This is a genomic window from Jiangella alkaliphila (genome assembly GCF_900105925.1).
GTDB lineage: Bacteria > Actinomycetota > Actinomycetes > Jiangellales > Jiangellaceae > Jiangella > Jiangella alkaliphila.
Map to the genome: position 1 here is coordinate 5,433,629 of NZ_LT629791.1, position 21,625 is coordinate 5,455,253.

The 21,625-nt window shown below is 73.5% G+C and carries 18 protein-coding genes; 5 read left to right on the plus strand and 13 right to left on the minus strand.

Annotated features, from left to right (window positions below; genetic code table 11):
- Positions 1-4: 4 nt before the first annotated feature.
- The 10 genes from murG to mraZ all read right to left on the minus strand — a co-directional run bounded on the left by murG (position 5) and on the right by mraZ (position 12,006).
- A complete protein-coding gene (gene murG, locus BLV05_RS24865; protein WP_046767671.1) occupies positions 5-1,117 on the minus strand; it encodes an undecaprenyldiphospho-muramoylpentapeptide beta-N-acetylglucosaminyltransferase in 1,113 nt (370 codons plus the stop codon).
- Positions 1,114-2,406: a putative lipid II flippase FtsW gene (gene ftsW, locus BLV05_RS24870; RefSeq protein WP_082155058.1), complete on the minus strand. Its 1,293-nt coding sequence runs from the start codon at positions 2,404-2,406 to the stop codon at positions 1,114-1,116. Before ftsW ends, murG begins: the two co-directional genes overlap by 4 nt.
- Positions 2,403-3,842, minus strand: coding sequence for a UDP-N-acetylmuramoyl-L-alanine--D-glutamate ligase (gene murD / locus BLV05_RS24875; RefSeq protein ID WP_046767752.1), 1,440 nt, complete (start codon positions 3,840-3,842; stop codon positions 2,403-2,405). Before murD ends, ftsW begins: the two co-directional genes overlap by 4 nt.
- A gap of 44 nt (positions 3,843-3,886) precedes the next feature.
- Positions 3,887-4,948: a phospho-N-acetylmuramoyl-pentapeptide-transferase gene (gene mraY, locus BLV05_RS24880; protein ID WP_046767670.1), complete on the minus strand. Its 1,062-nt coding sequence runs from the start codon at positions 4,946-4,948 to the stop codon at positions 3,887-3,889.
- The gene (locus tag BLV05_RS24885) at positions 4,945-6,339 is read right to left on the minus strand and encodes a UDP-N-acetylmuramoyl-tripeptide--D-alanyl-D-alanine ligase (protein WP_046767669.1); all 1,395 of its coding nucleotides are present in this window, start codon (positions 6,337-6,339) and stop codon (positions 4,945-4,947) included. The genes mraY and BLV05_RS24885 overlap by 4 nt, the downstream gene beginning before the upstream one ends.
- The gene (locus BLV05_RS24890; RefSeq protein WP_082155056.1) at positions 6,336-7,895 is read right to left on the minus strand and encodes a UDP-N-acetylmuramoyl-L-alanyl-D-glutamate--2,6-diaminopimelate ligase; all 1,560 of its coding nucleotides are present in this window, start codon (positions 7,893-7,895) and stop codon (positions 6,336-6,338) included. Before BLV05_RS24890 ends, BLV05_RS24885 begins: the two co-directional genes overlap by 4 nt.
- A gap of 19 nt (positions 7,896-7,914) precedes the next feature.
- A complete protein-coding gene (locus BLV05_RS24895; protein WP_152690645.1) occupies positions 7,915-10,041 on the minus strand; it encodes a peptidoglycan D,D-transpeptidase FtsI family protein in 2,127 nt (708 codons plus the stop codon).
- A gap of 29 nt (positions 10,042-10,070) precedes the next feature.
- The gene (locus tag BLV05_RS24900) at positions 10,071-10,454 is read right to left on the minus strand and encodes an FtsB/FtsL family cell division protein (RefSeq protein ID WP_046767668.1); all 384 of its coding nucleotides are present in this window, start codon (positions 10,452-10,454) and stop codon (positions 10,071-10,073) included.
- Positions 10,451-11,407, minus strand: coding sequence for a 16S rRNA (cytosine(1402)-N(4))-methyltransferase RsmH (gene rsmH, locus BLV05_RS24905; protein ID WP_082155065.1), 957 nt, complete (start codon positions 11,405-11,407; stop codon positions 10,451-10,453). Before rsmH ends, BLV05_RS24900 begins: the two co-directional genes overlap by 4 nt.
- 167 nt (positions 11,408-11,574) lie before the next feature.
- Complete coding sequence (gene mraZ, locus BLV05_RS24910; RefSeq protein ID WP_046767667.1) at positions 11,575-12,006, minus strand: division/cell wall cluster transcriptional repressor MraZ; 432 nt, start codon at positions 12,004-12,006, stop codon at positions 11,575-11,577.
- 757 nt (positions 12,007-12,763) lie between these two features.
- On the opposite strand from mraZ, the gene BLV05_RS24915 reads away from it, so the two are divergent.
- From BLV05_RS24915 to BLV05_RS24925, 3 genes are read left to right on the plus strand one after another with little or no spacing between them, the layout of a single operon-like run.
- The gene (locus BLV05_RS24915; protein WP_046767748.1) at positions 12,764-13,723 is read left to right on the plus strand and encodes an AAA family ATPase; all 960 of its coding nucleotides are present in this window, start codon (positions 12,764-12,766) and stop codon (positions 13,721-13,723) included.
- A gap of 6 nt (positions 13,724-13,729) precedes the next feature.
- On the plus strand, positions 13,730-15,052 hold the full coding sequence (locus BLV05_RS24920; RefSeq protein WP_046767666.1) for a DUF58 domain-containing protein: 1,323 nt from the start codon (positions 13,730-13,732) through the stop codon (positions 15,050-15,052).
- The gene (locus BLV05_RS24925; RefSeq protein WP_052762263.1) at positions 15,052-17,424 is read left to right on the plus strand and encodes a transglutaminase family protein; all 2,373 of its coding nucleotides are present in this window, start codon (positions 15,052-15,054) and stop codon (positions 17,422-17,424) included. The genes BLV05_RS24920 and BLV05_RS24925 overlap by 1 nt, the downstream gene beginning before the upstream one ends.
- A gap of 188 nt (positions 17,425-17,612) precedes the next feature.
- On the opposite strand, the gene BLV05_RS24930 is transcribed toward BLV05_RS24925, so the two are convergent.
- The 3 genes from BLV05_RS24930 to mgrA all read right to left on the minus strand — a co-directional run bounded on the left by BLV05_RS24930 (position 17,613) and on the right by mgrA (position 20,013).
- Positions 17,613-18,053 carry a DUF3040 domain-containing protein gene (locus tag BLV05_RS24930; protein ID WP_046767665.1) on the minus strand — a complete coding sequence of 147 codons (441 nt, stop codon included), beginning with the start codon at positions 18,051-18,053 and terminating at the stop codon, positions 17,613-17,615.
- A 132-nt stretch (positions 18,054-18,185) separates the two neighbouring features.
- Complete coding sequence (locus BLV05_RS24935; RefSeq protein WP_046767664.1) at positions 18,186-18,947, minus strand: class I SAM-dependent methyltransferase; 762 nt, start codon at positions 18,945-18,947, stop codon at positions 18,186-18,188.
- A gap of 4 nt (positions 18,948-18,951) precedes the next feature.
- Positions 18,952-20,013, minus strand: a complete 1,062-nt coding sequence (gene mgrA / locus BLV05_RS24940; protein WP_046767663.1) for an L-glyceraldehyde 3-phosphate reductase — start codon at positions 20,011-20,013, stop codon at positions 18,952-18,954.
- Between the two features lie 18 nt (positions 20,014-20,031).
- On the opposite strand from mgrA, the gene BLV05_RS24945 reads away from it, so the two are divergent.
- A complete protein-coding gene (locus BLV05_RS24945; RefSeq protein WP_046767662.1) occupies positions 20,032-20,853 on the plus strand; it encodes a spermidine synthase in 822 nt (273 codons plus the stop codon).
- Between the two features lie 88 nt (positions 20,854-20,941).
- Positions 20,942-21,607, plus strand: coding sequence for a DUF998 domain-containing protein (locus tag BLV05_RS24950; RefSeq protein ID WP_046767661.1), 666 nt, complete (start codon positions 20,942-20,944; stop codon positions 21,605-21,607).
- The last annotated feature ends 18 nt before the right edge of the window (positions 21,608-21,625 follow it).

Genomic DNA, 21,625 nt, shown 5'->3' on the forward strand with positions numbered 1-21,625 from the left:
GTGGTCAACCTCCGACGCTCTTCTGTGCAGCCGCGCGCCGGACCATCTCGACCAGGCGATCGTCGGCGTCGCGACGACCGAGCGTAGCCGCTGAGGCACCCATCGCGTCCAACCGAGCCCGATCACCCAGGAGCGGAACCACCTCTTCCGCCAGCCGCGACGCGGTCAGCTCACCGTCCGCGACCAGCACTCCGCCGCCCGCGGAGACGGTCGGGACGGCGTTGAACCGCTGCTCGCCGTTGCCGTGCGGCAGCGGCACGTAGACGGCCGGCAGCCCGACGGCGGCCAGCTCGGCGCAGGTGATCGCGCCGGCGCGGCAGACCGCGAGGTCCGCCGCTGCGTAGGCGAGGTCCATGCGGTCGACGTACGGCACCGGTACGTACCGGGGGCCGGCCTCGGCGGCGGCCTCCGCGGCGGCCTTGGTGGCGGCCTCCACGTTTCCTTGCCCGACGGCGTGCAGGACCTGGAAGCCGTTGTCGAGCAGGGTGCGGAGGGCGCCGGCGGTGGCCTCGTTGATCCGGCGCGCGCCCTGGCTGCCCCCGAAGACGAGAAGCGTGGGCAGCGACGGGTCGAGGCCGAAGAAGGCGCGGCCCTCGGCGCGGGCTGCGTCGCGGTCGAGGAGGGCGATCGAGCGGCGCAGCGGGATGCCGACGTGCTGGGCGTGCGGCAGCTCGATACCGGGCGACGCGACCCCGACGAAGGAGGTGAACCGGGCGCCGATGCGGTTGGCCAGGCCCGGCTTGGCGTTCGCCTCGTGCACGACGATCGGCACGCCGAGCCGGCGCGCCGCCGCGTACGCGGGCAGCGCGACGTAGCCGCCGAAACCGACGAGGACGTCGGCCTGGTGCGACCGCAGCACCTCGGTGGTTTGGCGGACGGCGGCGCGGATGCGCAGGGGCAGTCGCAGGAGGTCGGGCGTGGGGCGGCGCGGCAGTGGGACCGGCGGGATCAGCGCCAGTTCGTAGCCGCGCTCGGGGACCAGACGTACCTCCAGCCCGCGCTCGGTCCCGAGCAACGTGACCTGTGCGTCCGGATCGGCTCGAAGCACCGCGTCGGCGGTCGCCAGGGCAGGCTCGATGTGCCCGGCGGTCCCGCCGCCGGCCAGGACGACCTTCACCCGCGGTTCCTCCTCAACCGGCGGCGGTCCCGCCGTGCCTGCTTGCGGGCCGCCAGCGCCTCGCGGGCGCCGGGCTCCTCCTTGGCCAGTGCCATCAGGATCCCGACCGCGACGATGGCGACGACCATGGAAGCGCCACCGTACGACACCAGCGGCAGCGGCACGCCGATGACCGGGAAGACGACGAGGACGCTGCCGAGATTGATGATCGCCTGGACGATCAGCCAGCCGGTGATGCCGGCCGCCGCCAGGCGGGTGAACGTGTCGGTGGTGCGCATGGCGATGCGGATGCCGGCGAACCCGAGCGTGAAGAACAGCCCGAGCACCATCAGCGCGCCGGGCAGCCCGAGCTCCTCGCCGAGGATCGAGAAGATGAAGTCGGTGTGGGCCTCGGGCAGCTGGCCCCACTTCAACCGGCTCGCGCCGAGCCCGCTCCCCCACCAGCCGCCGGTGGCGAAGGCATAGATCGAGTTGGCGGCCTGGTATCCGGTGCCGGCGAAGTCCGAGAACGGGTCCAGGAAGCTGACGACGCGCGACATGCGGTTCTCGGAGGCGGAGACGAAGTACGCCCCCACCACACCCACCACCCCGAGCGCCAGGCCGAACAGCCACGTCGGCACCCCGACCACCCACAGCAGCGTCAGCACGATCGCCATCAGCACGAGCGCCGTGCCGAGGTCGCGCTGGCCGATCGTCAGCGCGACGACGGCGCCGGACACCGGCACGAACGGGATCAACAGGTGCTTCCACTGCGTCAGCAGCCGGCCCTTCAACGCGAACATGCCGGCGCCCCAGATGATCAGCGCCAGTTTCGCCGGCTCAGACGGCTGGATGAGGAACGGCCCGCCGAGGTCCAGCCAGTTCGTGTTGCCGCCGCGGGTCACGCCGAGGCCGGGCAGGAACGTCAGCGCCAGCAGCATCGCCGCGACGATCAGCATGGGCAGGCCGAAGCGACGGATCAGCCGGGCCGGCATCCGCGACGCGATCCAGGCGAACGGCAGCGCGACGAGAACCCAGGCCAGCTGCCGGGCGAAGAAGTAGTACGGGTAGCCGAACTGCACCCGCGACATGACGCTGGACGCCGAGAAGACCATGATCAGGCCGAGCACGAGCAGCAGGCCGGCCGACCAGAGCACCAGGTAGTACGAGGCCAGCGGGCGCTGCAGCAGCTTCCGCAACGCCTCCGCGGCGGCCCGGCGCATCGGCTTCGCGCCCGCGGCCGACCCCGCAACCCCCGACCCGCCGGACCCGGCCGCGCCGGCCGGAACCTGCTGGTCGACCGTGCTCACGGCGTCGCGCGGCCACCGGGCAGGCGTCGCACCGCATCAGCGAAGGCGTCGCCCCGGGCCGCGTAGTTGGCGAACATGTCCATGGACGCGCACGCCGGCGCCAGCAGCACGGTGTCGCCGGGTCGGGCGAGCCCGGCGGCGGCGGCCACGATGCGGTCCATGGCCTCATTGTCGGTGTCCGGAACGTCGACAACCGGTACATCCGGTGCGTGTCGTGCGAGCGCTTCGGCGATGACCGCACGGTCCGCACCCAGCAGGACGACGCCCCGCAGCCGGTCCCGGACCCCGGCGACGAGCTCGGCGAACGACGCGCCCTTGGCCAGCCCGCCCGCGATCCAGACGACGGAGTCGAACGCGGCCAGCGAGGCCGCCGCGGCGTGCGGGTTGGTCGCCTTGGAGTCGTCGACGTAGGTGACGGCGTCGACGACGGCCACGGTCGAGATGCGGTGCGGGTCGGGCGCGAAGCCGCGCAACCCGTCGCGGACGGCGACCGGCGGCACCCCGATCGAGCGGGCCAGCGCGGCCGCGGCCAGCGCGTTCGCCACATTGTGCGGCGCGGCCGGCCGCACGTCCGACACCGCCGCCAGCTCGGCCGCCGACGTCTGGCGTTCGGCGATGAACGCGCGGTCGACCAGGTACTCGTCGACCACGCCGACCATGCCGACCGCCGGGATGCCCAGCGTGAACCCGATCGCCCGCGCGCCCTCGCGCACCTCGGCGTCGCGCACCATCTGCTCGGTGGCCGGGTCGGCGACGTTGTACACGCAGGCGGTCTCGACGCCGGCGTAGATGCGCGCCTTGTCGGCCGCGTACGCCGACATCGAGCCGTGCCAGTCGACGTGGTCGGGCGCGAGGTTGAGCACGGCGGCCGACCGCGCGGCCATCGAGTACGTCCAGTGCAGCTGGTAGCTGGACAGCTCGACGGCGATGACGTCGTGGCCGCCGGGGTCCATGACGGCCGACACGATCGGGTCGCCGACGTTCCCGGCGGCGGCCGCGCGCAGGCCGGACGCCCGCAGCATCGACGTCAGCATCCGCACCGTCGTCGTCTTGCCGTTGGTGCCGGTCAGCACCAGCCACGGCGTCGCGGGGTCGCGGATGCGCCAGGCCAGCTCGACCTCGCCCCAGATCGGCACTCCGGCGGCGGCCGCGGCGGCCAGCAGCGGCGCCGACGGCTTCCACCCCGGCGACGTCACGACCAGCTGCGACTCGGGCGGCAGGACGGCGGTCGAGCCGGGTCCCAGGGTGATCTGAGCACCGAGGATGCGCAGGATCGTCGCGCGCTCCTGCTCGGCCGGGCCGTCGCGGTCCTCCAGGACGGTGACCTGCGCGCCGAGCTGGATCAGCGTGTCGGCGGCCGCGTACCCGGACACGCCGAACCCGGCGACGGTGACCCGAAGCTCCGGCCACGGGCTGTCGCGCTGCGCCTCCTTCAGCCAGGACGGCGCCGCCCCGCCGGCGCCGCCGGCACCGGCCGCGCTCACGCCGTCGCCACCCATTCGGCGTAGAAGAGGCCGAGCCCGAGCACCACGAACATGCCGGCGATGATCCAGAACCGGATGACGATCGTGACCTCGCCCCAGCCCTTGAGCTCGAAGTGGTGCTGCAGCGGCGCCATCCGGAACAGCCGTTTCCCGCCGGAGATCTTGAACCAGCCGACCTGCAGCATCACCGACAGCGTGATGACGACGAACAGCCCGCCCAGCACGATCAGCAGCAGCTCGGTCCGCGTCGTGATGGCCAGACCGGCCAGCCCGCCGCCCAGCGCCAGCGACCCGGTGTCACCCATGAAGATCTTGGCCGGCGCGGCGTTCCACCACAGGAACCCGAAGCACGCGCCCACCATGGCCGCCGACACGACGGCGAGGTCGAGGGGGTCGCGGACCTCGTAACAGCTCGGTCCCGGCGCGACGGCGCAGGACTGGTTCAGCTGCCACACACCGATGAGGGTGTACGCGCCGAACACCATGACGGCCGCGCCGGTGGCCAGACCGTCCAGGCCGTCGGTGAGGTTGACCGCGTTGGAGAACCCGGAGATGAGGAACAGCGCCCACAGCACGAACACCGCCGCCGGCAGCACCCACGGCGTGTCGCGCAGGACGGACAGCGCCTGCGAGGCCGGCGTGTAGCCCTGCTCGTCGGGGAAGTTGATGGCCAGGATCGCGAACGCGACGGCGACGGCGATCTGCCCGGCCATCTTGGCCCGGCTGCGCAGGCCGAGGCTGCGCTGCTTGGAGATCTTGATCCAGTCGTCCAGGAACCCGACGACGCCGAGCCCGACGACCAGGAACAGCACCAGCAGCCCCGACGCCGTCGGCGGCGACGGCCGGACCACATGCGCCATGAAGTACGCCAGCACCGCCGCGATGATGATGACGGCGCCGCCCATGGTGGGCGTGCCGCGCTTGGTGTGGTGGCTGGTCGGCCCGTCGTCGCGGATCAGCTGGCCGTAGCCGCGCCTGGCCAGCCAGCGGATCGCCAGCGGAGTGCCCAGGATCGACGCCACGAGGCCGACGACGCCGGCCGTGAGGATCGAGATCACTTGTCCTCCACCAGCCGTTCGCCCAGGAACCGCAGGCCGGCGTCGCGAGACGACTTCACCAGGACGACGTCACCGGGCCGCAGCTCGGCGCGGAGCAGGTCGAACGCCGCGTCGACGTCAGGCACCCAGACCGACTCGCCGTCCCAGGACCCCTCCAGCGAGGCGCCCTGGTGGATCGCGCGGGCGCCGTCGCCGACGGCTACCAGCCGGGACACGTTGAGCCTGACGGCGAGCCGCCCGATCGCGTCGTGCTCGGCGATCGACGACTCCCCCAGCTCGCGCATCTCGCCGAGGACGGCCCACGTCCGGCCGCCGGCCGGACCCGCGGGCCGCAGCGTCGCCAGCGTCTTCAGCGCCGCCCGCATGGACTCGGGGTTGGCGTTGTAGGCGTCGTTGACGACGGTGACGCCGTCGGGCCGCTCGGTGACCTCCATGCGCCAGCGCGACCGCGGCAGCGCCGCCGAGAGCCTTGCGGCGACGTCGGCCAGCGGCACGCCCAGCGACAGCGCCGCACCGGCGACCGCCAGCGCGTTCGACACCTGGTGCTCGCCGACCAGCCGCAGCGTCACCCGGGCCTCGCCGTCGGCCGTCACCAGCCGGAACGAGGCGCGGCCGGCGCCGTCGAGGGCGACGTCCTCGGCGCGGACGTCGGCGTGGACGGACTCGCCGACCATGACGACCTGCGCCTGCGTCTGCTCGGCCATGCGGCGCACGACCTGGTCGTCGGCGTTCAGCACGGCGACGCCGTCCGGCGGCAGCGCCTCGACCAGCTCAGCCTTCGCCCGCGCGATGGTGTCGCGGTCGCCGAACTCGCCCAGGTGCGCGCTGCCGACGTTGAGCACGAGGCCCACGCGCGGCGGCGCGATGCCGCACAGGTTGGCGATGTGCCCGGCCCGGCGCGCGCCCATCTCGACGATCAGCGTGCGGGTCGACTCGTCGACCCGGAGCACCGTCAGCGGCACGCCGATCTCGCTGTTGTACGAGCCCGGCGGCGCGACCAGCGGCCCCAGCGGCTCGAGCACCTGCGCCAGCAGGTCCTTCGTCGTCGTCTTGCCGGACGAGCCGGTGACGCCGACGACGGTCACCTGCGGGAGGCGGTCGAGGACGGCGCGGGCCAGCCGGCCGAACGCGACCTCGGTGTCGTCGACGACGATCGCCGGCACGCCGACGGGCCGCGCGGCCAGCACCGCGACCGCGCCGGCGTCGACGGCGGCGGAGGCGAAGTCGTGCCCGTCCTGCGCCTCTCCCAGCCGTGCGACGAACAGCCCGCCGGGGCCGAGCTCACGTGAGTCGGTCACCACCGGTCCGGTGACCCGGACGGCGGGGTCGGCGACGGCGTCCAGCCTGCCGCCGGTGGCCGAGGCGACCTCGGCCAAGGTGAGCGGGATCAAACTGTCTTCCCCCGCCCGTCGCCCGGCGCCATCGGCCGAACCTCCTCACTCCACCGCACCAGCTCCTCGCGGAGCACGTCTCGATCGTCGAATGGATGCACGACGCCTGCGATCTCCTGCCCTTGTTCATGCCCTTTGCCGAGGACGACGACGGTGTCGTCGGGCCCGCGGGCGCTGCGCAGCGCCGCACGGACGGCCTCTCGGCGGCCCCCTACCTCGAGGATCTCCCCCGCCCGCTCCGCGTCGGGCACCGCGTGGGCGCCGGCGACGACGGCGGCCCGGATGGCGGCCGCGTCCTCGGAGCGGGGATTGTCGTCGGTGACGACGACGACGTCGGCGCCGCGCGCGGCGGCCGCCCCCATGAGCGGCCGCTTGTCGCGGTCGCGGTCTCCACCGGCCCCGACGACGGCGATCAGCCGGCCGCGCGGGTGCAGCGCCTGGAGCACGTTGTCGATGGCGTCGGGCGTGTGCGCGAAGTCGACGACGGCGACCGGTGCGGCCGCGTCGGCCCCGTCGGCTGCGCCGGCGTCGCTGCCGAGCACCCGCTCCATCCGCCCGGGCACACCGGGACAGGCCGCCACCCCGTCCGCCGCCGTGGCGCCGTCGACGCCGGCGACCACCAGCATCGTCACCGCCAGCGCCGCGTTGGCGACGTTGAACGCCCCCGGGATCGGGACGCGCAGCTCGAGCTTCTCGCCGTCGGGCCCGGCCAGGACCGCGCCGTCGCCGAGGTGCTCGACCCGCCATTCGGCGTCGCCGAGCGAGACCGTCACGACCGGAAGCGGTGTCGACGCGGCCAGCCGGCGGCCGTACTCGTCGCCGGTCACGACGACGGCGCGGCGGGCGTGCTCGGGCGTGAACAGCCGGGCCTTCGCGGCGAAGTAGTCGTCGAGGTCGGCGTGGAAGTCGAGGTGGTCCTGGGAGAGGTTGGTGAACCCGGCGACGTCGAACACCACGCCGTCGACCCGCCCGAACACCATGGCGTGGCTGGACACCTCCATGGCGCAGGCCGTGACGCCGCGCTCGCGCATGACGGCCAGCAGCGCGTGCACGTCGGTCGCCTCGGGGGTCGTGCGGACGCTCGCGACCCGTTCGTCGCCGACCCGGGTCTCGACTGTGCCGATCAGCCCGGTGGTGTGCCCGGCGGCGCGCAGCCCGGACTCCAGCAGGTACGTCGTCGTGGTCTTGCCGTTGGTGCCAGTGACGCCGAGCATCAGCAGGTCACGCGCCGGGTGCCCGTACACCGTCGCCGCGATGTCACCCAGCCGCGCCCGCGGGTCGGCCAGCCGCAGCACCGGGACGCCGACGTCGCCGGCCAGGCCCAGGCCCTCGTCGTCGGTCATGATCGCCGCCGCGCCAGCCTCGGCCGCGGCCGCCGCGAACCGCGCGCCGTGCGTCACCGCGCCGGGCAGCGCCATGTAGAGGTCACCGGGGCGGACCTGCCGCGAGTCGTGTGTGACGCCCGTCACCAGCACGTCGGCCGGCGCGGTGGCGTCGAGCGCCGTCAGCGGCAACGGCGTGACGTGGCGGGGTCGCAGTCCTGGGCGGTCGGGCACGACAGAGCAATCTACTCGGTCACTCGCCGAAGAGTGGCACCTGCGGCGCCTCCGTGCCGGTCGGCGCGACGCCGCCCTGCTCGAGGGCGAATCGCATGATGTCCGCGAAGGCCGGACCGGCCAGCGCGCTGCCCGAGTTGCCGTTCTGCGGGTCGAACAGCGACACGACGACGACGTACTGCGGGTCGTCGGCCGGCGCGAAGCCCATGAACGAGGAGTTGTAGTCGGCGTAGCAGCCGCACTCGGGGTCGACCCGCTGCGCGGTGCCGGTCTTGCCGGCGATGCGGTAGCCGTCGACCAGGGCCGGCTTGCCCGTGCCGCCCTCGCCCATGACGGCCTCCATCATCAGCGTGACCTCGGCGGCCGTCTCCTCGCTGATGACCCGCTCGGGCGCCGACGGCTCCACCGGCGTCTCGCGCCCGTCGGCGCCGATGGTCGCCGCGACCAGCCGCGGGTCGACCCGCACGCCGCCGCTGGCGATCGTCGCGTACGCCGACGCCATCTGAACCGCGCTGACCGAGATGCCCTGGCCGAACGCGACGTTGTCGCGGGTCAGGTCGGTGAAGTCGTCGCCGGAGGGCAGCCGGCCGCCGGTCTCGCCGGGCAGTCCGAGGTCGGGCGCCGTGCCGAACCCGAACCGCCGCAGGTAGTCGTTGTAGACGTCCTTGTCCAGCGTCTCGGCGGCGAGGACGGTGCCGACGTTGCTCGACTTCGCCACGATGCCGGCCAGCGTCATCTGGTCCTCGCCGTGGCTGTAGTAGTCGTGGATGGTCTCGCCGTCGCGCCGGATGCTGTCGGGCACCGAGAACTCGGTGGTGTGGTCGGCCAGACCCTGGTCGACGACGGCGGACATGGTGATCGGCTTGAACACCGAGCCCGGCTCGTAGGCGTCCTCGACGGCGGCGCTGCCGCGGTCGGCCGCGTCGGTCGTGCTCGGGTCGCCGGGGTCGAACGTGGGCGTGCTGGCCAGCGCGACGATCTCCTGCGTGTCGACGTCCATCACGACGGCGACGCCGTCGGCCGCGCCGGCGTTGGCGACCGCCTCGGCGAGCACCTGCTCGGTGTTCCACTGCACGTCGCTGTCGAGCGTCAGCCGCAGCCCGGTGCCCGCCTCGGGCTGGGTGACGTGGTTCGCCGAGCTGTTCGGGATGCGGATGCCGCCCGGGCTGAACTGGTACGTCGCCTCGCCGTCCGTCCCGGCCAGGGTCTGGTCCATCGACTGCTCCAGGCCGGTGAGGCCCAGGCCGTCGGCGCCGAGGAACCCGACGACGTTGCCGGCGACGGTGCCCGCCGGGTACTCGCGGGCGGCCGCGGTCTCGGCGGTGAACCCGGCCAGGCCGAGCCCCTGGATCTGCCGCCACGTCGCCCCCGGCACCCCCCGCGCGACGACGACGTACTGGTCGTCGCCGGTGAGATCGCGCTGCAGGTCGGCGGCGCCGGTGCCGAGGATGCCCTCCAGCTGCAGCGCGTACGCGGCCGGGTTGGCCACCTGCGTCTGGTCGACGACGACGTTGTATGCCTCGACGGTGCTGGCCAGCGGATCGCCGTCGCGGTCGAGGATGACGCCGCGGTCGGCCCGCACCGGCACCGTCTTCAGCCCGATGGTGTTCGCGACGGCGGCGTACGTGGACGCGTCGATGCCCTGCAGCTGGATCAGCCGGCCGCCGAACAGCGACAGGATCACGCAGACGCCGACCAGCGTGGCCCGCAGCCGCTTGCGCGGGTCGGCCAGCCGGACGGTGCGCGGCGGCTTCGGGGGCTTCGGCGCCTTGGGGCGCTTCGGCTGCTTGGCGGGCGTGCGCCGCTTGACGACGCTGGCGGCGGGCTTGGCCGGTCTGGGGGTGCGGGCCGGACGCGCGGCCCGGGCCGGTTTGGCGCCCTGGGCGGCGGGACGGCCGGTGCGGGACGGGCGCGGCGTGCTGCTCCAGGCGTCGTCGAGCGAGCTCGGGCGCGCGGCGGGCTTGCGGGCCGGCTTGGGGTCGGCCTTGGCGGCGGACTTGCGGGCTGGCTTGGCGGCGGACTTGCGCGGCGGCTTCGGCGCACCGGCACGGGTCGCCGACGTGCCGCTACGGGCTCCTCGGGTCCCCCGGCTGTCTTCTTGAGTACCCCGGCGGCGGCCGGACCCACCCCGTGAAGAATCAGGCACAGCACCCCGGCGCCCGCGGCCGGGCGGCATCAGCCAGCACCCCCGCCCGCAGCCGCATCAGCACCCGGGGCCACATCCAGGAAGGTCGGCGCGTCCTCGGCCGGCACCATGCCAAGACGATCCGCCTGCTCGGCCAAAGAATCTGGTGCGCTGCGGGCGGCGACGCGGTCGGCGAGGTCGGTCTGGCGGTCGCGCAGCTCGTCGGTGGTCGACTGCAGCTCACCCAGCTCGAACGCGCCCTGCTGCAGCGCGGTGTTGAGGACCAGCAGCCCGATCAGGCCGATGCCGAGCACCAGCAGGACCAGCACGACGAACGGAGCGCGCGGTGCGCGGGAGGCCCGGCCGGGCACGCTGCGCAGCGCAGGGCGGCGCGGCGCGGCGACGGGTGCGTAGGCGCGTTCCGCGGCGCTCATGCGGCCTCCCTGATGCGCTCGACCGCGCGCAGCCGGGCCGACTGCGCGCGCGGGTTGGCGGCGATCTCGTCGCTGGTCGGCGGCTCGGAGCGGGTCAACAGCCGCAGCTCGGGCCGGTGCTCCGGCAGCTCCACCGGCAGCCCACGAGGCGCCGTGCTCGTCGTGCGCGCCGCGAACAGCTGCTTGACGATGCGGTCCTCCAGCGAGTGGTACGAGAGCACGACGATGCGGCCCCCGACGGCGAGTGCGTCGATGGCGGCCGGCAGCGCCCGCTCGAGCGCCTCCAGCTCGCCGTTGACCTCGATGCGCAGCGCCTGGAACGTCCGCTTCGCCGGGTTGCCGCCAGTTCGCCGGGCCGGCGCGGGGATGGTGTCGCGGATCAGCTCGACCAGCCGGGCGCTGGTGTCGAACGGCGCCCGCTTCCGCTCGCGCACGACCGCCGCCGCGATGCGCGACGCGAACCGCTCCTCGCCGTAGCGGCGCAGGATGCGGGCGAGGTCGGCCGCGGCATAGGTGTTGAGCACCTCGGCCGCGGTGATGCCGGTGGACTGGTCCATCCGCATGTCCAGCGGTGCGTCCCGCGAGTACGCGAACCCGCGGCCGGCCTCGTCCAGCTGGAGGGACGAGACGCCCAGGTCGAACAGGACGCCATGTACGCGCCGGATGCCGAGGCCCGCCAAGACGTCGGCGATCCGGTCGTAGACCGCGTGGACGCCGGTGAACCGGTCGCCGAACAGCGCCAGCCGCTCGGTGGCCCGGGCCAGCGCCTCGCGGTCGCGGTCGAGGCCCACGAGGTGGGCCGTCGAGCTGCGGCGCAACAGGGCCTCGGCGTGCCCGCCGAGGCCCAGCGTGGCATCGACGACGGTACGGCCCTCGTCCTCCGAAAGGGCCGGAGCGAGGAGCTCGACGACTCGGTCGAGCAACACCGGGACGTGCGCCCCCTGCTCGGTCATCGACACCCCCGCGTCTCTCGTCGTTGCCTGTTGCGGCCGTGGTGCGGCTCGTACGACCAGGTCCCCGTCCGCTCGGACTTGCCAGCTCTGGCCTCTTGCCACCGGGGAAGGTGTGTCAAGGGGTTGAGCGGCCGGAGACCTCGTCGTGCGCTCCCGCGCGACGGCGGTCAGAAGATGCCCGGCAGCACCTCCTCGGAGATGTCGGCGAACATCGGCTCCTTCTCGGCCTGGTACGTCTCCCAGGCCTGCTCGGACCAGATCTCCACCCGCGTCATCGCACCGACGACGGTGCACTCACGCTCCAGCGCCGCGTACGTACGCAGCCCCGGCGGGATGGTGATGCGGCCCTGCTTGTCCGGGACCTCGTCGCTGGCCCCGGCGGCGAGCATCCGGGCGAAGTCGCGTGTGCCCTTGTGGGTGATCGGGGCGGCGCGCAACTGCTCGGTGAACCGGAGGAACTCGGCGCGCGGCCACACGTAGAGACAGCGCTCCTGCCCTCGTGTGATCACGACGCCCTCCGCCAGCTCGTCCCGGAACTTCGCCGGAAGGATGAGCCGTCCTTTGTCGTCCAGCCGGGGCGTGTGGGTACCGAGGAACACGGCCCACCTCCCCGCTGTCCGAGCTGACCGTCACCGGAATCTCCGTCGACCGCCACGCCGGACCACTCTTCCTCCACTGCCCGCCACTGTACTCCACTCTCCCCCACTTGCAACCACATCCTGCCCCCTCGCGCCCCACCGCGCCCCACGACGGGTTCCGCCGGGTGGTGGCGACGGCGAGCACAGCGAGGCCGCACGAGGACCACGTCCGCGCAGGTCAGGCCGTTGTCGCTGGTGCTCATCGGCTTGCGGTGGGGAGTACCGGGCGGCCCGTTGGAGCTCTGCCATCGGATACGACTGCAGAGCTCCAACGCGCGATGGAGTTCTGCAATCGGATGAGACGGCAGACCTCCAGCGTCCGCATCACCACTCCGACCAGGCACGACGCGGATCGGCGCGTCGCCGGCCGGCCGGGTGGAGGGAAGTGGGGAACGCGCGGCCGGACCGGGGTGTAGAGGGACGGGGACGTCGGCCGCCCGCGCCGCGACACACGCTCCGACCAGGCCGGGCGAACATCGAATGTCCGGTTCGGATGGATGCGCGTGCATAGGGAGTGGACATAGGCTCTGCGGGTAAGCGAAAGCCAGGGCCGATCGGAACCTCCAGCGCGGGTCGAACGTCGCACACTGCGAGACTTGATGCGGAGTTCCACGATCGGCCGAGGCACGTCACGCCGACGAGGTCGGGGATCGAAGGAGGAAACGTGCCTGAGCCGTTCAACCCGGGCCGGCGTCACCAGCAGGGGCCCGACGATCTCGTGCCCGAGCTGGCGCTGGGCGACCTCGCCGACACCGCGACCCGCATCCAGTCCGCCATCGGCTCAGTGATCGAGGGAAAGCCCGAGGTCATCAAGCTGGCGCTCACAGTGCTGCTGGCCGAGGGCCACATCCTCATCGAGGACGTCCCGGGCGTCGGCAAGACCATGCTGGCCAAGTCGGTCGCGCGCGCCATCGACTGCACGGTGCGCCGCATCCAGTTCACGCCCGACCTCATGCCCAGCGACGTCACCGGCGTCTCGGTGTTCAACCAGTCGACGCGTGAGTTCGAGTTCAAGCCGGGCGGCGTGTTCGCGAACATCGTCGTCGGCGACGAGATCAACCGCGCCTCGCCGAAGACGCAGTCCGCGCTGCTGGAGTGCATGGAAGAGCGGCAGGTCACCGTCGACGGCACGACGTACCAGCTCGAGGCGCCGTTCATGGTGGTCGCCACGCAGAACCCGATCGAGATGGAGGGCACCTACCCCCTCCCCGAGGCGCAGCGCGACCGCTTCATGATGCGGCTGTCCATGGGCTACCCGTCGCCGCGGCACGAGATCGAGATGATCGACACCCACGGGTCGACCAGCGCGCTCGACCCGCTCGAGCCGGTCACCGACGCCGCCCACGTGCACAAGCTGGTCCGGCTGGTGCGCGGCGTGTACGTCGCCGACCCGATCAAGGAGTACGCGGTCGCGCTCACCAGCGCCACCCGCACCTCGCCCGACCTCCGGCTGGGGGCCTCGCCGCGCGCGACGCTGCACCTCATCCGGGCCGCGAAGGCGTGGGCCGGGCTGGAGGGCCGCGAGTACGTGCTGCCCGACGACATCCAGGCGCTGGCCGCCCCCGTGCTCGGCCACCGGCTGCTGCCGACGGCCGAGGCGCAGATCGGCCGCCGCGACGCCTCGAGCATCGTCGCCGACCTCATCCAGCGCATCCCGCAGCCCGAACCGGCCCGGTAGCGGCCGATGAACGACGCGCTGTCCGGGCTCACCCGTCGCGGCTGGGCCTTCCTGGCGGTCGGCGGCGGCGCCATCGTGGCCGCCGTCCTGGCCGGGCAGCGTGACGTGCTCAGGGTCGGCCTGCTGCTGGCCATCGTCCCCGCCATCAGCCTGATCGTGGCGCTGCGCAGCCGGGTGCGGCTGGCGGCGTCGCGGTCCGTCGAGCCGCCCCGGGTCTCCGTCGGCGAGCGGGCGACGGTGCACCTGCGGCTGGCCAACTCCGCGCGCATCCCGACCGGCGTGCTGCTGGTCGAGGACAGCATCCCGTTCACGCTCGGCGCCCGGCCGCGGTTCGTCCTCGACCACGTGTGGTCGCGGTTCCGGCGCGACGTCACCTACGCCATCGACCCGGTCGTGCGCGGACGGTACAAGGTCGGGCCGCTGACGGTGCGGGTCACCGACCCGTTCGGCATGGTCGAGCTGCGGCGCGCGTTCAGCGACGTCGGCACGCTCATCGTCACGCCGACGGTGCACCCGCTGCCGGCGGTGCGGCTGGTCGGCGAGTGGAGCGGCAGCGGCGAGAGCCGGCCGCGCGCCATCGCCGCCGCCGGCGAAGAGGACGCCACCATCCGCGCCTACCGCATCGGCGACGACATGCGCCGCGTGCACTGGCGGGCCACCGCCCACCACGGCGAGCTGATGGTCCGGCGCGAGGAGCAGCCCTGGCAGAGCCGGGCCACGATCCTGCTCGACACCCGCACCACCGGGCACACCGGCGAGGGCATCGACTCCTCACTGGAGTGGAGCGTCACCGCGGCCGCGTCCGTCGGCGTCCACCTGGCCGAGCGCGGCTACGCCGTCCGGCTGGCCACCGACCACGGCGGCGCCGTCTCGACGAACTGGCACGACCCCGCCAGCGGCCCCGGCGACGCCAAGGTGTCGCTGCTCGACGCGCTCGCCGTCGTCCAGCCGCAGCGCGACGCGTCCGTCGGCCGCTGGCCCGACCTCCTCAGCGGCGCCGAAGCCGCCACCGGCCTGCTGGTCGGCGTGTTCGGCCGGCTCACCGAGCAAGAGGCCCGCGTCGTCGCCGAGCTGCGGCAGGGCTCCACCGCCGCGCTGGCCGTCGTCCTCGACGTCATGTCGTGGACGTCGCTGGGCGAGAACAACCGCGAGCACGTGCGGCTCACCGCTGGTGTCCAGGTGCTGCGCAGCGCCGGCTGGAACGTCATCGTGGCCAAGCGCGGCGAGCACCTGGCCACGTTGTGGGAGCGGCTCGGACTGCAGCGACCGGCCGTGCACGCGCCGGCCCCGACGTCGGCCGGCGCCTCGAGCGGACGAGAGGCGGGTTGATGTCGTCGCTGAGTGCACACGGCCGGTTGACAATCGTCGCGGCGGTGGCGGCCTGGCTGTCGGTGCTGCCGCTGTTCTCGATCACCCAGACCGACGACTGGATCGTGCCGGCTGCCATCGTGGTCGCGCTCGTCGCCGGCAGCGGGTACGTCCTGCGCAAGCTCGGCGTGCCCTCGTTGCTGGTCCCGGTCGCGCAGCTGGCGGTCGTGGTGCTGTGGCTCGGCGTGCTGGTCGCCAACGACGTCGCACTGCTCGGCTTCATCCCGACCACCGACTGGGCCACCCGGCTCGTCGACGTGTTCCAGGAGGGCACGGACGTCACGTCCACGTACGTCGCCCCGATCCCGGTGCCGCGCGGCATCCTCATGATGCTGGTCGGCGGCGCCGGCCTGGTGGCGCTGCTGGTCGACGCGCTCGCCGTCTGGCTGCGCAAGGTCCCGCTGGCCGGCGTGCCGCTGGCCGCCTGCTACACCGTCGCGGCGTCGGTCATGTCCACCGGGCTGGACTGGTGGTGGTTCCTGCCGCCGGCCACCGGCTTCCTGGCGCTGCTGGTCTCCGAGGGACGCACCCGCGTGGCGGCGTGGGGCCGGTCGGCCAGCCCGTCGGCGCGGCGCAGCGGCATCCCCGAGACCGACTCGCTGGCCCGCAACGGCCGCCGGGTCGGCGCGGTGGCCCTGGCGGTGGCGGTCGCGGTGCCGGGCATCGCGCCGGTGCTGACCGAGGGCGTGCTGGGTCCGGGCCAGGGCAGGGGCGGGGGTGGCGGGCAGACCATCCGCACCGACAACCCGATCATCGACCTCCAGCGCAACCTGCAGCGCCAGGAGAACGTCGAGGTGCTGCAGTACAGCTCCGCCACCGAGGCGCCCACCTACATCCGCATCGTCACGCTCGACGTGTTCGACGGTGAGGAGTGGAAGACGTCCGACCGGCCGGTGCCCGACTCCGTCGACTCCGGGATGCCGCACCCGCAGGGCCTCGCAGACGCCGATTGGCCCTACGTCGACTACGAGATCAGCGTCACCCCCGACTTCAGCTCCAGCTGGCTGCCGCTCCCCTACCCGGCGCAGAGCATCGACATCGAGGGCGACTGGCGCTACCACGCGCCGACGCTGGACGTCGTGGCCGACGGCGACGACGTCCGCGCCCGCACCTACGACGTCCGGAGCCTGGTCGTCGAGCCGACCGTCGATGCGCTGCGCAACGCCGGCCCGCCCAGCGACGACGTCGACGCGATGCTGGAGCTGCCCGACGAGCTCCCGTCGATGGTCACCGACCTCGCCGAGCAGGTCACCGAGGGCGCCGAGGACGACTTCAGCCGGGCCGCCGCGTTGCAGCAGTGGTTCCGCGTCGAGGGCGACTTCGAGTACGACATCGAGGCGACGTCCGGCCACACGACCAACGCGCTCGTCGAGTTCCTGAACGATCGGGTCGGCTACTGCGAGCAGTTCGCCGCCACGATGGCCATCATGGCCCGCTACCTGGGCATCCCGGCGCGGGTCGCGGTCGGGTTCACCCAGGGCAGGCCCGCCCCCGGTGGCGACGGGACGTACATCGTCCAGTCGCACGACTCCCACGCCTGGCCGGAGCTGTATTTCGAGGGGTCCGGCTGGGTGCGGTTCGAGCCCACCCCGGGCGAGATCACCGGCGTGGCCCCCGACTGGACCACCGTCCCGAGCCAGAACGCGCCGGTGCCCGACCCCAACGACCCGTCCGCGCCGGCTCCGTCGCCGTCCAGCACCGTCCCGTCCATCCCCCGCGACGACCAGCTCGGCGGCGGCGCGGCGTCCGGCAGCCAGGACCCGCCGTCGCAGTGGCCGCTGATCCTGCTGGGAGTGCTGGCGCTGGTGGCGTTCTTCGCGACCCCGTCGGTGGCCGCGCGCATCGGCCGCGAACTGCGCTGGCGCCGTGCGGGTGACGACGCCGGCGCGCTGGCCGAGGCCGCCTGGGCCGACCTGCGCGAGGCCGCTCGCGACGCCGGCCAGCCCTGGGACCCGGCCGCCACCCCGCGGGTCACCGGCCGCCGCCTCGCCACGTCCGCCTCGCTCGACGACGACGAACGCCAACTCCTGGACCACCTCGTCGGCGCCGTCGAACAGGCCCGTTACGCCCGCCGGGCCGAGCCCGTCGAGGCCCTGCGCGAGGACACCGACATGGTGCGGCGCTCGATCGGCCGCTCGGCCTCACTGGGGCAGCGGATCCAGGCGTTCCTGCTGCCGACCCGGCTCCGCGACAGCGCCGGTGAGGCCAACCGCCGCCTGGTCGACGGGTTCGACTGGATCGACACCACCGGCGAACGGCTGCGCACGTCCATCGGCTCGGTCAGCCTGCGACGCCAGGCCGCGGCTCCGGCTCCCCGCCCGCCCGCCGAGTGACGGCCGGGGGCCGGGGCGACCGTCCTCGGCCCCCGGCCACCGTCCTCGACATCGGGCCGGAACCATCGGGCGCGGGTGAGGGGCCACGGGTGGGCGGCCCGGTCGGGACCAGCGACGTCCAGGAAACGCGAAAGCGCCGCCTGGGTCTCGATGGACCAGGGCGACGCCGGCCGCGTGGAACCGTGGAGCTACTGCCCGTAGCCGCGCTCGCGCCGGTTGCGCCAGCGCTGCTCCATGCGCTCCATGAACGAGCCGCTGGGGCGCGGGCCCTTGGGACCCTTGGGCCGGCGCTGCCGGCGGGACGAGCCAGGGCTGATGTCGGGGACGTCGGTGGCGGCCGCTGCCGCACCGTCGGTCGGCGGGACGCGACGCCAGGACGTGACGGCGTAGAAGGCCGAGCCGAGCATGACGACGAAACCGGCGACGCCGAGCGCGATGACCTGTGTCACCGCGCCCGTCATGAGCATCACAACCCCGACGACGAAGATCAGGCCGGCGAAGACCGCACGTCGCCGGTACCGCCGTCGCAGATCCGCACCACGCATGGCGGTGGCGAACTTCGGATCCTCGGCGAGGAGCGCCTGCTCCATCTGCTCGAGCAGCCGCTGCTCATGATCGGAGAGTGGCACCGTTCCCCTCCAATGAACACGGATATCCATGGGCACCTGCTGTAAGGACCAGCATATGCGGCCGACGCCACCGAAGAAAGCCAGGCGTTCGACCGAAGCCGATGGATGTCGCAGTACCCGCCCGCGACCCCGTCACACGTCCACCCCCGCGGGCTTGCCGGCGAGCACGTGCAACGCCGCGGCGACCGCCCGGAATGCCGGATGCGCGACGACCGCGGCCTCCAGTTCGGCCAGCGCGGCCACCTCGGCGGGGTCGTCGACGACACTGCCGGCGACGAGGTCGGTGAGGACTCTCACACCGTGGACCTCGTCGACGCGCAGCCCGGCGGCCCCCAGCAGCGACCTGACGCCGTCCTCGTCGAACCGGCGCGGCAGCGGGTCGGAGCGGCCCCAGCGGCCGTCCGGGTCGTCGAGCAGCAAGCGCGCGTCGGCGAAGTGCCCGGCCAGCGCCTTGGCCAGCACGGCGGCGTAGCGCTGGGCGACGACGACGCTGGCGACGCCGCCGGGGCGCAGCGCCGCCGCGATGGCCGTCACCGCCCCCGACACGTCGTCGACCACCTCGAGCACGCCGTGACACACCACGACGTCCGCGCCGCCCGGGCCGGCCACCCCGGCCAGGTCGGCCGCGTCGCCCTGGACGCCGGTGACCTGGTCGCCCACGCCCGCCTCCGCGGCCCGGCGCGCCAGCGTGGCCAGCGCGTTCGGGCTCGGGTCGACGACGGTGACGCGGTGGCCGATGCGGGCCAGCGGCACCGCGAACACGCCGCTCCCGCCGCCGAGGTCGACGATCTCCAGCTCACGCCGGCCGGTGGACGTGCTCAGAGCGGCCAGCGCCTCGTACAGCTGCGTCCAGATGGCCTCGGTGCGCGGGTTGCGGCGCTGACGCTCGTTCATCGGGTCACGCGTCGCTCGACCGGGACCAGATGTTCAGGCCCATCTCGACGGCGTACTTGTCGATCTCGGCCAGCTCCTCGGCGGTGAAGTCGAGCCGGTCCAGCGCGCCCAGACTGTCCTCGAGCTGGGCCACCGTCCGAGCGCCGATCAGCACCGACGTCACCCGCTCGTCGCGCAGCGCCCACGACAGCGCCAGCTGCGCGAGCGTCTGGTCTCGCGAGTCGGCGATGCCGGCCAGCGCGTTCAGCCGCGTGACGACGTCGTCGGTGACCAGCGACGACGAGAACGACCCGCCGCGGGCCGCGCGGGAGTCGTCCGGCACCCCGCCGAGGTACTTGTTCGTCAGCAGCCCCTGCGCCAGCGGCGAGAACGCGATGATGCCCAGGCCCAGCTCGCCGCACGCGTCGACGAGGTCGGGCTCGATCCAGCGGTTGAACATCGAGTACGACGGCTGGTGGATGGCCAGCGGCGTGCCCAGCTCGCGCATGATCGCGACGGCATCGCGGGTGCGCTCCGGCGAGTACGACGAGATGCCCGCGTACTGCGCCCGTCCGGACCGGACCGCGGTGTCGAGGGCGCCCATCGTCTCCTCGAGCGGCGTGTCCGGGTCGAACCGGTGCGAGTAGAAGATGTCGACGTAATCGAGGCCCATGCGGTCGAGCGACGCGTCGAGGCTGGCCAGCAGGTACTTGCGCGATCCCCACTCGCCGTACGGGCCGGGCCACATGTCGTAGCCGGCCTTCGTCGAGATGATCAGCTCGTCGCGGTACGGGCGGAAGTCCTCGGCGAAGATGCGGCCGAAGTTCTTCTCCGCCGACCCGGGCGGCGGGCCGTAGTTGTTGGCCAGGTCGAAGTGGGTGACGCCGCGGTCGAAGGCCGTGCGCAGGATGGCCCGCTGCGTGGCCAGCGGCGACTCGTCACCGAAGTTCTGCCACAGGCCGAGCGAGACGGCGGGCAGCTTCAGGCCGGTGCGGCCGCTGCGGCGGTAGGGGGTATCGAGGTAGCGCGCCTCGTCGGCCCGGTACGGCGCGCCTACGTGGAGGTTCTTTTGCGGTCGGTCAGCCATGCTGCGAACCTATCGCTCGTGCCCTCGTCCCGTGGCAGCGACCGCCCCCGTCCCGAACGGTTCGCCGGACTCCATCACGTCGACTCCGGCACCGCGGAGCTGGTCCCGGACCGGTCCGACCCGGGCGGGTGGACGATCCTCGTCAACGGCGTGCCCAGCTCGTACGTCCACCTGGACGATCCGACCCGGCTGGACTTCGAGTACATGCAGTGGGCCGGCCACGTCCTGGACGTCGCCGCACCGCCGGGTGCGCCGCTGCCCACCGTCCACGTGGGCGGGGCCGGCTGCACGCTCGCGCGCTACGTCGCGGCGTCGCGGCCGGGCTCGCCGCAGACGGTGTTCGAGATCGACGCGCTGCTGATCCGGCTGATGCGGGCGGCGTTCGGGCTGCGGTCCGTGCGCGGGCTGCGGCTCAAGGCTCTGGACGGGCTGGAGGGGTTGCGGTCGCTGCCGGAGGCGTACTCCGCCGTCGTCATCCGCGACGCGTTCGACGGCGCCCAAGTGCCGCGGCACCTGGTGACGACCGGGTTCTACGCGGAGGCCGCGCGGGTGCTCGGCGCCGGCGGCGTGTACATCGGCAACATCGCCGACACCGCCCAGGTGCGCGAGTCCCGCGTCGAGGCGGCGACGGCGCTGGAGGCGTTCGCGCAGGTCGCGATGGTCGCCGAGCCGGGCCAGCTGCGTGGCCGCCGCTACGGCAACGTCGTCCTGCTGGCGTCGCAGCAGCCGCTGCCCGAGGACGCCCTGGTCCGCCGCCTCGCCAGCGGCGCCGTCCGCGCCCGCTACGTCGAGCCGGCCCGCGTCAAGGAACTCGTGGCCGGCGTGAAGCCCCGGACGTAACCGACAGCTTTGGAAGTCTTGACAACTTTATTTTTCGGTGGAAGTGTGGGGTCAGCCGGGCACCCCACGCATCGAAAGGACCGGGACCATGACCTCCATCGCCGCCAGCGTCTCCCCCGCCGTCGCCTCCACCTCGGCCGCCCGCCCGTCCCGGCGGCTGCTCACCGCGGGCGTCGTCGCCGGCCCGCTGTACGTGGCCACCGTCGTCGGCCAGTACCTACTCCGCGACGGCTACGACCCCACCCGGCACGCGGCGAGCGTGCTCGCCAACGGCGACTACGGCTGGGTGCAGATCACGAACTTCGTCGTCGCCGCCGCGCTGACCGTCGCCGCTGCCGTCGGGCTGGCGCGGACGGGGCTGGCCGGCACCTGGGCGCCGCGCCTGGTCGGCGTCTTCGGGGTATCCCTGCTGGCCGCGGGCGTCTTCGTCGCCGACCCGGTCGAGGGCTTCCCGCCCGGCACCCCCGCCTCCGCCGCCGACACGATGAGCTGGCACGCGCTCGCCCACCTGGGCGCCGGGACGGTCGGCTTCGTCTGCTTCGCGATCGCCTGCTTCGCCCTGGGCCGCCGACTGCGGCGGACCGGCCGCCGCGGCGCCGGCGCCTACTCCGTCGCCAGCGGGGCCCTGATCCTGGCCGGCTTCCTCGCGGTGTCGGGCAGCGCCGGGGCGAGCTGGGGCGTGCTCGCCTTCACGGCCGGCATCCTGGCCGGCTGGGCCTGGCTCGCCGTCACCTGCGCCCGTCTGGTGCGCTGAGCCGCATACGCACGACGG

What these genes read in the sequence shown, in the direction of transcription:
- BLV05_RS24900 (WP_046767668.1), bottom strand. Translation starts at nt 10,454, where the DNA reads ATGAGCGCCGCGGAACGCGCCTACGCACCCGTCGCCGCGCCGCGCCGC.
- rsmH (WP_082155065.1), bottom strand. Translation starts at nt 11,407, where the DNA reads ATGACCGAGCAGGGGGCGCACGTCCCGGTGTTGCTCGACCGAGTCGTC.
- BLV05_RS24920 (WP_046767666.1), top strand. Translation starts at nt 13,730, where the DNA reads ATGAACGACGCGCTGTCCGGGCTCACCCGTCGCGGCTGGGCCTTCCTG.
- BLV05_RS24925 (WP_052762263.1), top strand. Translation starts at nt 15,052, where the DNA reads ATGTCGTCGCTGAGTGCACACGGCCGGTTGACAATCGTCGCGGCGGTG.
- BLV05_RS24935 (WP_046767664.1), bottom strand. Translation starts at nt 18,947, where the DNA reads ATGAACGAGCGTCAGCGCCGCAACCCGCGCACCGAGGCCATCTGGACG.
- mgrA (WP_046767663.1), bottom strand. Translation starts at nt 20,013, where the DNA reads ATGGCTGACCGACCGCAAAAGAACCTCCACGTAGGCGCGCCGTACCGG.
- BLV05_RS24950 (WP_046767661.1), top strand. Translation starts at nt 20,942, where the DNA reads ATGACCTCCATCGCCGCCAGCGTCTCCCCCGCCGTCGCCTCCACCTCG.